The sequence below is a fragment of the Burkholderia sp. MSMB1459WGS genome (assembly GCF_001534535.1).
Lineage (GTDB): Bacteria > Pseudomonadota > Gammaproteobacteria > Burkholderiales > Burkholderiaceae > Burkholderia.
In genome coordinates, this window is sequence record NZ_LPMU01000052.1 from 73,806 (window position 1) to 85,701 (window position 11,896).

9 protein-coding genes, 2 pseudogenes and 1 riboswitch are annotated in these 11,896 nt (G+C 57.0%); of the genes and pseudogenes, 4 read left to right on the forward strand and 7 right to left on the reverse strand.

Going from position 1 to position 11,896, the window contains the following annotated elements; genetic code table 11:
- Positions 1-38: 38 nt before the first annotated feature.
- The 3 genes from WT97_RS19915 to WT97_RS19925 all read left to right on the forward strand — a co-directional run bounded on the left by WT97_RS19915 (position 39) and on the right by WT97_RS19925 (position 2,497).
- On the forward strand, positions 39-1,391 hold the full coding sequence (locus tag WT97_RS19915) for a cell wall metabolism sensor histidine kinase WalK (protein WP_060354263.1): 1,353 nt from the start codon (positions 39-41) through the stop codon (positions 1,389-1,391).
- A 173-nt stretch (positions 1,392-1,564) separates the two neighbouring features.
- Positions 1,565-1,668: riboswitch (SAM-I-IV-variant riboswitch) on the forward strand.
- A gap of 42 nt (positions 1,669-1,710) precedes the next feature.
- Positions 1,711-2,043 carry a hypothetical protein gene (locus WT97_RS34190; RefSeq protein ID WP_156440290.1) on the forward strand — a complete coding sequence of 111 codons (333 nt, stop codon included), beginning with the start codon at positions 1,711-1,713 and terminating at the stop codon, positions 2,041-2,043.
- Between the two features lie 226 nt (positions 2,044-2,269).
- Positions 2,270-2,497 (forward strand): H-NS family nucleoid-associated regulatory protein, encoded by a 228-nt coding sequence (locus tag WT97_RS19925; protein WP_060354210.1) that lies wholly within the window; start codon positions 2,270-2,272, stop codon positions 2,495-2,497.
- Positions 2,498-2,764: 267 nt separating this feature from the next.
- Here WT97_RS19925 and WT97_RS33165 read toward each other — a convergent pair whose 3' ends face one another.
- Positions 2,765-3,016 carry a PAAR domain-containing protein gene (locus WT97_RS33165; protein ID WP_082742310.1) on the reverse strand — a complete coding sequence of 84 codons (252 nt, stop codon included), beginning with the start codon at positions 3,014-3,016 and terminating at the stop codon, positions 2,765-2,767.
- Between the two features lie 264 nt (positions 3,017-3,280).
- Between WT97_RS33165 and WT97_RS19935 the strand changes: the two genes are divergently transcribed.
- Positions 3,281-4,407 (forward strand): IS3 family transposase gene (locus tag WT97_RS19935; protein WP_156440291.1). Its coding sequence is split into 2 segments (ribosomal slippage): positions 3,281-3,539 and positions 3,539-4,407, totalling 1,128 coding nucleotides; the frame shifts between segments, so codons are not numbered across the junction.
- Between the two features lie 13 nt (positions 4,408-4,420).
- Here the strand turns inward: WT97_RS19935 and WT97_RS33170 are convergent.
- The 6 genes and pseudogenes from WT97_RS33170 to WT97_RS19955 form a co-directional block, all read right to left on the reverse strand.
- Positions 4,421-4,924 (reverse strand): hypothetical protein, encoded by a 504-nt coding sequence (locus WT97_RS33170; RefSeq protein ID WP_257128534.1) that lies wholly within the window; start codon positions 4,922-4,924, stop codon positions 4,421-4,423.
- A gap of 119 nt (positions 4,925-5,043) precedes the next feature.
- Positions 5,044-6,083: pseudogene (locus tag WT97_RS19945) on the reverse strand (lytic transglycosylase domain-containing protein); the annotation flags it as partial.
- 14 nt (positions 6,084-6,097) lie between these two features.
- Positions 6,098-6,487 (reverse strand): annotated as a pseudogene (locus tag WT97_RS19950) (transposase); the annotation flags it as partial.
- Positions 6,488-7,310: 823 nt separating this feature from the next.
- Positions 7,311-9,107 (reverse strand): ADP-ribosylglycohydrolase family protein, encoded by a 1,797-nt coding sequence (locus WT97_RS33175; protein ID WP_179949797.1) that lies wholly within the window; start codon positions 9,105-9,107, stop codon positions 7,311-7,313.
- Positions 9,104-9,796, reverse strand: coding sequence for a DarT ssDNA thymidine ADP-ribosyltransferase family protein (locus WT97_RS35215; protein ID WP_082751451.1), 693 nt, complete (start codon positions 9,794-9,796; stop codon positions 9,104-9,106). The genes WT97_RS33175 and WT97_RS35215 overlap by 4 nt, the downstream gene beginning before the upstream one ends.
- Positions 9,793-11,193 carry a 3'-5' exonuclease gene (locus WT97_RS19955; RefSeq protein ID WP_082751452.1) on the reverse strand — a complete coding sequence of 467 codons (1,401 nt, stop codon included), beginning with the start codon at positions 11,191-11,193 and terminating at the stop codon, positions 9,793-9,795. Before WT97_RS19955 ends, WT97_RS35215 begins: the two co-directional genes overlap by 4 nt.
- Positions 11,194-11,896: the final 703 nt, after the last annotated feature.

Consider the following 11,896-nt stretch of genomic DNA (forward strand, 5'->3'; position numbering starts at 1 on the left):
GCGTGTCCCTGATTGCCGTCTCCCGCAGGAAAACCGCGATGTTCCGTCATTGGATCCTGCGCCTGTCGACGCGCCTATGGGTGACCAACGTCGTCGCGTTCGCCGTCAGCCTGGCGCTGCTGTCCGCGCTTTCCATGTATTTTCTCGCTCGATATCCGGAATTTCTCGGGCGGCGCCAGCAGATGGAGAGCATCCGTCATATCGAGGCCGGAATGCGCTTCGACGCGGCCGGGCGGCCGGTATCGGTGCGATTGGGCGAGCATCCGGCGGCGATGTTCCGGCTCTTGCCAACCGACGCGATGTACCGCGTGCTCGATGCGACGGGCAAGGTGTTGCTGGCGTCGACGCCGTCGAACGGCGATCGGCCGTGGCTGACGGAGGATCTCGCGACGGCGGCCGGCAAGGTATTGCCCGTCACGATCGACGGCAAGGCGTACGCGGTCGCGACGCAGCGCGCATCGAACGGTAGCGTCGTCCATTACGTGCAGATGGCGCAAAGCAGGCAACTCGTCGATGCGCTCGTCATGACGAGGATCGATCCGATACCGAAGACCGTCGCGTATGTGCTCGCCATCGCGACCGTCATTTTCGGACTGACGCTGCCGTTGACGATCAGTCACGTGCTGAAGCCGTTGCGGGAAGTATCGCGTGCCGCGCGGGAAATCGAGCCGCGCAATCTGAAAACGCGGCTGTCTTCGGCCGGTATTCCCAGCGAGATCAAGCCGCTGATCGATGCGTTCAACGACGCGCTGAGCCGGCTCGAGAATGGCTTCGCCGTTCAGCAGCAGTTTCTGGCCGACGCCGCGCACGAGTTGCAGACACCGCTCACGCTGGTCAGAGGGCAGATCGAGCTGCAGCCCGACATCAGCCAGAAAGCGCTGCTGCTTCGCGAGATCGACTTGATGGCCCGGCAGGTCAAGCAACTGCTGCATCTGGCCGAAGTCAGCGAAGCGCAGAACTTCAGCTTCGACGACGTGAACGGCGACGAGGTCGCGCGGGAGGTCGTGAGCTTGCTGGCCGGCAAGGCCGATGCGAAGCAGGTAAAGCTCCATATCGAAGCGCGCGATTCCGCGTCACGCATACGGGCGGACGGCGGGGCGCTTTTCATCCTGCTCAAGAACCTTGTCGAGAATGCGATCAATGCGTCGCCGTTGGATGGCGTCGTCGTGCTGACCGTTCTCGAGACGGCGATTCATGTCGACGATGAAGGGCCGGGCATTCGGCGGGAGCATCTTCCGCTGCTTTTCGACCGATACTGGCGAGCACCGGATTCGCGGTATGACGGCGCTGGGCTCGGGCTGGCGATCTGCAAGGAGATCGCCGAGGCCCATCGATGGAAGTTGACGGTCGATGTGCTGGCAACGGGGACGCGGTTCAGTGTCTGGTTTTAGTTGGCATGAAGGGATTTCGACCCCTCATGCAAGCCGCGCGGGTCCGTGGGCTACCTGGTGACGGGTGCGGAGGAGTGCGCCTGTCATGCTGACGTGTCGCTTTTCACCGCCCCCTTGTCCGACGTTGATTTTTCGATATAATGAACCCACGTTCGGAATGACGAACGTGAGAATTCAAGCATCCAGAGTCGGGTTATCCGACGCCAACCTGCCCTCCCGGGCAAGGTGGACGCCCTCGAGGCGATGCGGCCGATTGACGGCAACGAAGCGGGAGCAGCATGGCTGGCACCGGTTCGATCACCATTCATCCGGAGCAACCATGAGCCAAGTTTCCTCCGCTTCCCGCCCGCCCGTCTGTGAAGACTGGTCGCACTTCCTTCCCGGTTTCACGTTGACGCATACGGTTCATCTCGTTTCGAGACGGCTTCCGGGCATCGTTTCGACCGCGGAGGCCGTGCTCGAAGGTGAAACGGCTACGGTCGATCGTTGGGCCATCACCCGCTGTGGCGACGTTCTCGAACAAAAGATCGTGCTCGGTGAGATGACGGAGGGGCAAGCGGTGCGGCTGCGTGAGCGGCTTGCCGCGCTGGAGGGGGTGCTCCGGGCGCGGGTGGAGCATCATTTCGTTCGGAGCCGATCAGCGGCGACCTGATATGTGCGGGGAGCGATCGTTAGACGGTGCTTTCGCGTCGTCGTGGAAATATGCATCAGCAGTCGTCACGCACGCCAGGCAAGGCTTCTCGGGAAAAGTGTACATCCTCAGCATGACCACGCATCGTGTGTTTTCTCGCCGTGGTCGCGCTCCGCGCCTGATGCGCTTGCGTTTCTCTGCCTTCCGTCTACGTTCACCCTAGTAATAGGGCTGGTTCTTCGTGAATATGCGGCTTCCAAATCCCCAGCAACGCGTTCTGCATGCAATTAGCGAGGTTCTTGCCGAATACGGCATCACGGCCGAGCAACTTTTCGGACGACGTCGTGCCGTGGCATCAGGCGAGCGTGCGCCGGTCGCGCCGAAGTATCGCGATCCGAAAGGCGGCAAGATCTGGAGCGGGCGTGGCAAGGCTCCGCAATGGATTGCAAGCGCGAAGAATCGCGATCGGTTTTGATCGAGCAATGAGCGGCGTTAATCATTGAGCACGACGAAGCCGACGTTATCGGATGGAAACTACCTGGCGATTTGTCGTGAGCGGACGGTCTTTGCCGCTAGGGCAAACGGGCACGGCGACGCGTTCCCGCACGCGGCGATGATCGTCACGGCTGGATAGGCTACCTTTACCCGCGACGGTGTCGAAGTGTGGAACTGCAGTGCGCGCTACGCCGCTGCCCACTTCAACACTCAGTCGATCTAGGAGATGAGGTCGCAAGGTCAAGGCTCAGACTAGGCTCGAAATCAGGTGGCAGCCACACGTGGCGCAATGGCCGTGCCGTGCGATCGGAACACTATCATCGGTCATCGACGAGTCGCCTTCCTCGATGAGGTTTGGCGACACGTCGGGATGTTGGGGGCACGACACGCGATCGCCTTTGCGTGCGACAAAGCGGCCGTCGAAGCGCATTGTGCTAGACCCCGTTTCAACCTTGCCGCCGTGATCGGTGGCGTCACCGACGCGGATGAGATTCATCATTTCGCGGGCTCGCTAGCAGCGGATTGCCGCAGACCAACGCCAAGGCCGTTGCCCCGCAGTCGGTTACTGCTTACCCAACCTCGAACGGGGGGGCCTTCTTTGAATTCTGATAAGCGACCGACGTGAATCCGTGATAGCTGGTGTACGCATCGACGGACTGTCCAGTCAAAATAAAGACTCCTGGCAATTTGCACGAGTAATCTTGACCTGCTCCCGGCGTTTAGTACGGTGACGGTGTAGAGTCCGTTCCAGAGAGGAACGGCAATGAAAAAGCGATTCACCGAAGAACAGATCATCGGCATCTTGAAGGAAGCCGAGGCTGGCCTGAAGCCGGCGGAGCTTTGTCGCAAGTACGGCATCTCGGAAGCGACCTACTACAACTGGAAAGCGAAGTTCGGCGGGATGACGGTCTCCGAAGCGCAGCGCCTGAAGGAACTGGAGCAGGAGAACAGCAAGCTCAAGCGTCTGTTGGCCGAATCAATGCTCGACAATGCCGCGCTGAAGGACCTGTTGGCCCGAAAGTAGCAAGCCCGCAGGCCAAGCGCGAAGCGGTCCGAATCTTGATGACCGAACGCGCCATGGGTGTTACCGGGGCCTGCGGGCTGGTAGGGATTTCGCGCTCGCTGTTCTATTACGAATCACGCCGCCGAGTTGACGACGAAGCGCTGACTGGCCGGATGATGGCCATCGCCGCGCAGAAGCGTCGTTACGGCTATCGCCGGATTCACGTGTTGTTGCAGCGGGATGGCTGCTTCGCCAACCACAAGCGCATCTGGCGCCTGTACAGCAAGGCGGGACTGAGCGTGCGCAAGCGGCGACGCAAGCGTATTGCGGCTGTCGAGCGCACGCCGCTGCCGTTGCCAACAGGCCCGAATCAGAGCTGGTCGATGGACTTCGTTTCTGACGGGTTGGCCTATGGTCGGCGGTTTCGATGCCTGAACGTGGTCGACGACTACACGCGCGAGTGCTTGGCCATCGAGGTCGATACTTCGCTGCCGGGCCTACGAGTGCAGCAAGTGCTCGAGCGGCTCAAGGAGATGCGAGGCTTGCCCGCATCCATCACGGTCGACAACGGGCCGGAGTTCGCTGGTAAGGTGCTGGATGCATGGGCCTACGAAGCCGGCGTCACGCTGTCGTTCATTCGGCCTGGCAAGCCGGTGGAAAATGCCTATATCGAGAGCTTCAACGGGCGCTTCCGCGACGAATGCCTGAACGAGCACTGGTTCGTCTCGATGCGCCACGCCAAGCAGCTGATTGAGGAATGGCGTATCGAGTACAACACCGAGCGGCCTCATAGTTCGCTCGGCTATCTGACGCCTGCGCAGTTCGCCCGCGCGCACGACGCGAAGCAGCAGTTTTTAACCTCGGACTCTAACTGTAGTTCGGACTAAAACCGGGGGCAGGTCAATCTGGCGCTGAGTAAAACTGAAGCCTACCGCCTCCTATGACTACCATCCCACCTTCCGAATGAGGTATGGCAGTAGCAGTCTGCGACGCATTCTTATTGAGTTCTTCGCAGTTCGAAGTCGCCTTCGATGGTTTTCGAATACAGTCAGAAATGAATTTTCGGTATTTTTCTTCATTTACCTTTAGCGCGTCCGGATGATCTGGGTCTCGCGTCACGTCCAGCGCCTTCATCGAATTTGTATCCAAATTCACCCAACCGATGGCCACTTGTTTATCGAGGTTGTCGGGGCTGTCCGCAGCGACATACAGTCTGACGCTATAGACTCCATCAGATACATCCTCGATATCAGCTTGGATGTCCTTCTTGTTCATTGCAACATGCTCAAGCGGGGGTACAACCAACTCCTTTAATTCGTTCTTACATACTTCGGCGGAGGCGTATGCGCCGCACGAAATCGCCATTAAAAAGGTGGCTGCTGCGATTTTCTCAAATATTTTCATATCGGATCACTGAAATGAATTTACAATTCGAGGCGTTATTGATTCGAGTGTTTTTCGGTAAATTGCCTGCGCGTTTGCATCAGTTGAGAACCACCGAGCGTAATTCCCATTATAGTGAACAATGTACCGCCCCATTCACTTTCACAACGTATGATGAGGTGGGAAAGCGCTTCCGCCGACCAATCTACTTCTTGCGCATGTTTCAATTCTTGTGCAGCCACCTTGCCGTCATGGTTTGCATCGAGCGCCTTCTCAAGCTTTGCGATAAGTGGACTTGCGTTGACCGTTGCCGCGCTTGTTTCGAATTCCGTCTTGCTCTCATTGGCAAGAAATTGCTCTGCGACGTGGATATAACGTTTAAACATGTCCACGGGCTTGATACTGCTGTTGTCGACACGTTCGAAGCCGGGCCAGTCCCACGGCCCGCACATTTGCACGAGCGGGTGGTCCTGTTCACATACCCATCCTTCGCGAATGCTGCCGTCCTTCGTCCCTATCTTCACGTAGTACCAACGGCGATCCTGGTCGTCTTTCGCGAAGTTGGTTGCACCGCTCTTGTCCAGCTCGCTCACGCGGAACACATCGCGAAAGTCCGCGCCGGGCCCTTTGGCATTTGAGAAGCTCAGTGGGAAATCCTTCCAACCTGGCACGATTGCCGTAGCCGTCGTGTTGGCGAAATTACTTTCGACCCACACGGGGGCACCGGCGTCGTTGTATACGGGTTTCGTATGGCGTCCACTATGAACGGGGGCGGCTATTTTAGGCTGCACCTTGATCCATTTGCCCCTCGCGTCGCGGGAGAGAGGGACAAGCTTTACGCCGGGCTGCAGTTTTTGGTCCGCATCGGGGAGGTCTGCGATCAGTCTAGCGCCCGGCGAGATCTCCAGAAACGCTTTTGACTTGGGCAACTGCTTGGCGCGTTCGCGGCTTTTATCGATGAATGCCTCGAGTTCAGGACCCGCGAATACCTCCAGGTGCAGCAGCGGCCGCGTTGGCTTCGCCGGCAACAGCTTCGCGTCTGGGTAACGCAGATAGTGACCGATCTGGCCGATCACATCGCCGGCGTTCACCCACTTGGATTCTTTGAGCACGAGACGATCGTATCCAGCGGCTTCGGATCGACGATCACGTCAAGCTCCTTCTCAAATACGTATGGGAATTTTCGGAAGTGGAACCCTGAATCTCCCGCACGCTCATGCCGCGTGCGTACGTCGCGATGATCTTGTCGTCGAAGCCGGTGAAGCGCCGCTCGTCCTTGGCAATCAGCACCGGATCGAAGGTGCCTTCGTGATCGCGCGGAATCTCGACGTCGAGCAGGCCGTCGTCGGTCGTGATGCGCTTGCGGCTGGTGCCGTTGCGATGGTTCGTGCGGTCTACCGGCTTGGCTTCGCCCTTCTCGTAGCCCAGGTGGTGGGTCAGTTCGCCGCCCAGCGCGCGTTCGAAGATTGCCTTCTTGAGCGCCGCGAGCTGCTCGTTGATCGTCGCCCGATCCAGCGTGCCGGGTACCAGTTGCTTGATCAGTTCCGGGTCCAGGTTCAAGCCCTTGCCCGGTTCAATCTTCACTTCTTCCTTGCGTTTGCGTGGCATAAAGTGGCTCCTTGGCCGTCAGTTTATGCCGCACACACAAAGATTCGGACAGGCTCGAACTTGCTAGCCTGTGCTGAATTGCAATAGTTTCGACTGCACGCCATCGACAGTTCCGGTTACTCGTAGATTTTTACTGGGAAACAAGGACTTTGCGTTCTCGCCCAAGCATGCCAAATCGGGCAGGTGTTTGCGCGAACACCTTGGACATCAAAATCCTTGCATTTCCAATACTTTTAGTTATGGCAGACCTAGGTGCGGGGCCTCGAACAGTGTGCCGCTTTGTCATGCCTAAAGAGGGGGCTTTTTCGGCGGCCAAAGCAGGAAGGTCGTGCCGACCAGTCTGCGCTTCTCGCTTGCCAAGCATGAGCTTATCCGCAGCCTTAAGTTCCCTTCGCGTGGCGCGGTCGCGTGGCGGGCTGGGCGCCAAGCTTGCACCAACGTGCTGGCGAATTGCCCTCATGTGCGCTATGTCTCTAGTCACAAGCAGACCATCCCTCCGCACCGTACGCTTTCCTGGTCCCGCCAGTCGTCCCAACGCGCATCGTCTGGTTGAGATTCGTCATCCCGAAAGACAATAACCTCATCCGGGCCCTGCCCGCCGATAGAAGTCCAGCCATCTTCTCCCGCTTGGGGTAGCACTCAGCGCTGCCCTTCGTCTTGCCTAGACGGATGAAATCCAGCTTGGCGCCATATTCGTGTGCTTGGGACGGGGAAGCTCACGGTTCTACGGCGCGGCGACTCCACGCATCGAGTTAGCCAAGCCTTCGAAATTGGCACGGTACCATGCGTCACGATTTTCTTAATTCGTTGCGTGAATCTTCAGTCGCTCGAATACTTCGATGAGATACCCGGCGGGGTCGCGACATTCAAAAGAGCGTGTATTCCCTCGCAAGACGATTTCCGAAGAGTCAACGCCCGCTGCGGTCATTCTTGCCAAACATGAGTCTACGTCGGACACGTTGACGAAGAGTTTGACGCCTACGCAAGGTAGGAGGGCGCTTGTATCCTCCCGTAGCGCTAGTGTTGAGGAAAAGCGGACAACCTTTCGCGATACACCGGTGACTTTCAGTCCCAGAAAATTCTCATAGAATACGCGCGATTCGCCAAGGTCCCTGACGAGCAGTGACATACCCACCACTGGCTCGAAACCGACGTCAGAGTGAGGATGGGCGTCCGTCATTGGCTCCCCGGTTCCGTGACACTTCGCGTTCAGTGAGTCGCCTTGCGGAGTGCTCATGTTCTTGGTCGCCCCGACGCCTGGAATAAATAGCGTCAACCCAGCGTCTGTCGCGACTACATGCGTTTCAAAGACGCGTTCGCCAACTCGCTCGAGACGACTCTCAACAGACGTTACTCGTAGCCCAATAGGCAACAGCGTCCCCAATGGAACCTCTTTGCGCCCAAGTTGATTTTTGAGTTCAACAAGGTCCCGTTTGATTACCTGGTTGCAAGTCGCATCGGTCTTGTGCATGAAAACCAGATGCTTCGCGACCTGCCGAATGTAGTCGATATCCTGAAGTTTGTTTTCATAGTCCTGCAGCCACGACGTACCATTTACTACTCCCAAAAGACTAGCCGTCATTGACGCGAGAGTGTCTGTGTCGGCGCCCTCAGAGGCGGCGGCGCAACGCATGCCTTCTAATGGAGAAGCGGCATACCGGGACGCGTAATACAGTGCGGCAACTGCAGTGGTCGTACCGGCACCATTTGTCTTCGGACTTAGGCCCCCGAGTGCCTTCATGACCTCCCGGTCATCCGAAAGTACCCCATTCTCCAGACCACCGATGGCATGGTGACAAAGGTCAACTAACTCACCTACCGTGACACGCCAAAGTTCGTCGAAATTCTCTACGTGCTTTGTCGCGGCTGGACGCCACGACAGCCACTGGTGAGAAATGTCGGGCAGTGTTCCCCAGACACTTGCCTCCTCGACGCATCGACGAAGCAAAGATCCATAATCGAGTGTGCCGACTCTCTTGAAGGTACGCCAGAGTATGTATCCAAAGGCGAGAGCACCTACGAGTGCCCGTGGATGACCATGTGTCGTTACGCCGTCAGCGAGAATGGCTTCTGCCAGCGCGGAAAAGTTGACGTCTCTCGCATGAGATACGCAATGCGGCAATACACGCATCGCGACGCCATTCCCACCCGCCTCAAAGTATCGCTTGGGAACGTCTTTGGCCTTTGACTCCCACGGAGCGACTCCTGCCAGCCATGAGTTGGCCGCGCGCTTCGTGGCTCCACCGCCACCACGTTCGTAGCATGTCCAAAACGGCAATTCGACGCGAGCAAAATGTTCCCACCAGTGCTGCTCAGTCGCGCGCGAGCGCGAAATGGCCAGAATAAGCTGGGTATCGTCGCTATAAGCGCCTGCCTCTATTCGGTCCCAACGAGGCGCGAATCTGCTGCCGCTTCGCTTTTTCCAGTCGACGAACTTGCCGTCCCATTTCCGAACGTCGAGTTTGCTGGCCGCTCTGCCCTCGAATGGCCAGCCGAGTGCGTCCCCGACGGCAGCACCGACAAACGCGGCAATGGCGCGCTCGGGGCTGGCCGTGGTCTTTTGCTCTTCGGGACGGTTCATGATGCTTTCGCTCATACTGCGGTCTCGGCGGGACGGCGCCCCGTCCATATGTGTTGTCTCAGTTCAATTTTATCGAACAAGACCGGGGCAACGACAGTTGGTACAGTCGGCGCTGACAGACCCAGTGTGTCCCAACGCGCTCTCTCGGTTTTGACCTGCTTCTCCGTGCGCATAGCCATACCTCGAATAGCATCTATTGGGATGGGGCCAGGTACGAGAACCTCTGCTTGCATGTCTGTCGGTGAACAGGACAAGTGTGAGGCTTGACGCTTGAAAGACCGCCCTCCCGTCCCTTGGACTCGTGGCAGGAACATGGATTCATATCCCGGCCACCCACCGGCTATCAACGCGCCGTTCTCAGCAGCTGCATTCCGCGGACAAAAGAGCGTACCGGGTGACCACAACACTACGGGGTCAATGAACAGTATTACCCAGTCCAGGAAAATCAGCTCCTTCTTGGTCACGATATCAAGGTAGTAGCTGTTGGGATACTCGACCGAACAGCATATCTTGTCGCGGTGCCCATCTAGTCGATATTCGTCGGTCGGATTGACTTCGTCGAGCAACTCCGTGTCCAGTGTCAGGCGGTCCTTCAGGTATCCGGAGGCTAGGACGTGGATGAGATTTCTTGACGGTGTGAAGTGGCACAGGCGTGTAATGCCCCGCCTTGTGCAATCATCTAGAATGTTCGCGTTCACGGTCATCGTGAACTCCGGTCGTAAAGTGAATCATCCGGCGGCAGCAACTCAGTGACATTTCCCGTGTAGGTGAGCACCAGCGAGGACTTCGCTCGCGTGATGCCGACATAGAGAAGCCTGCCGTCTTCGGCGAATATCTCGTCCACTTCGTCCGGCTCGACATCCTTCAGATTCGGTATCTCGGTGTCGGATAGGAACGGGAGGATTACCAGGTCGAACTCAAGGCCCTTGGCAGAATGGTAGGTGCCAAAATAGGCACCATGTCCGGCCATCCAATTCGCGTTTTCTTCTTTGAGTTGCACCGCCTCATACGGTAAATACGGACGGATTTCTCGAATTTTTTCGTGAGTGCGTAGCAAAACTGCCACGCTTTTAGTGCGATAGTGCGTTTCTACCCATTTCCCCACTAGGTCGCGCTCTGCATCCGGGTCGACGAAGCGAACGAGGGCGGGCTTTGGCCCGTCAGCGGCAGATACAATCGGCGCAATCATGTCCTGGCCACCCAGAAAATACGGCATATCCGAGACAGCAACCGCCAGATTAGCAATGCTACGCGTGTTTCGGTAATTTTTCTCGAAGCGCCAAACCTGCCGTGTTTGAAACCCCACCTCCCGCCAACTCATTCCACGGCCGTGACCATAGATTCGTTGTGCTACATCCCCGAAAAATGTAATGGAGCCATCCGCTGGAATAGCCTTCGTCAGGGATCGAATCATCTCGATTGACAAGTCTTGTCCTTCATCGATGATGACATGCTTGTACATCCTCGGGCGCTCATCTCGGTCAAGTGAAACCGATACCGCAGCTGCAATGTCATCCAAGTCGTAGAGCTTTCCAGATTTCGCTCTCAATTCACGGTAGCGCTCAAGTATTTCCCACATGATGGGGCGTAACACGCGGTTCATCTGTGCCGAGGCTCGACCTGTCCGCGTTACTTCGTTGTAGTGGTCGACCGATTTGATATTCCGTCCGTTTAACCACTGTATCTCGTCAAGGAAGAACTTCAACGGTCGATGAAAGAAGGCGTGGTCTTCGTAGGTGTCCTTGATATCGTTAAGCGCCTGCCCGACGAGCTGTTCACGTTGCCGTGGTATTGCGATACACCGGTCGGGCAGCTTGCCGCACGACTTGAGATAGCCACGGGCGAAGAGATGATAGTTTCGAACGTCTACGTTTTTAGGAATCTCGCTCCCGAAGCTCTTGATGTAGTTCATCAGCGCTTTGTTATACGTAACTATCAACGTTCTGCCCGAGTCCGGAAGTAGATTGTTCGTCAAATACCTAGCCCGAGCTACAGCCATAGTGGTCTTGCCGCTGCCAGCGGTGCCAAGTACTACATGCTGTCCATTCGCTGGCAGACAAACAACTTCCAGCTGTTTTCCGATTGGTCTTGGTAATGCCATATAGATGCAACCGCCGCTTTCAGCGTTCTCCGTTTTCGTTTCAGTTGCGTATGCGGTGTTTGCCCCCGCCCTGGATTTATGCTGGACAGTAGACACGGCTCGTGGATACTTTTCACGCCTTTCACCGACCGTCAGATGATGCTTCTATCGTGACAATGTCTCCGGCATGGTATCGGCGACGCGTGCCACAGATTATACTTGGTAGTTGTTTTGGATTTACTAAAATACCACAACCACCAACAACACGGTCGGAGGAAATAATTGAGCCGTAAAACTCACGCAGGAAGTACCTATTGTGATTCGACTCAGCACCCCGTCTACACACTGCGAGGGACACTTGCCCGCGTTCAGTCCATGGCATGCATTCGAAGCACCTGGAGCAGCTCCATAAAACGCGGACACAGGCACCCGCTTACAATAACGGGTACTCCTTCCATCCGTGGCCACATTGAAAGCTGAATGCCATGTTGCCATATTTGGGCGCGGGGAGCCTCGGCGGGTAGGCGATGTGTGCCAGCGAGCGTGGAGCGGTAGAGCTGCTCGCAAGGCTCGGGGAAGGACTATCCGGCTGATATAGTAGAGTGGGTGTCGTTGTCCCTATTTTAGCGCGACGCGGGGGCGACCGCCGTGGTCATGAAGCGCCTTCGTGGATGCGTGTTGAATGGCTGCTGTTAACAAGCGCGAGACGCATCTCAATTCTCGC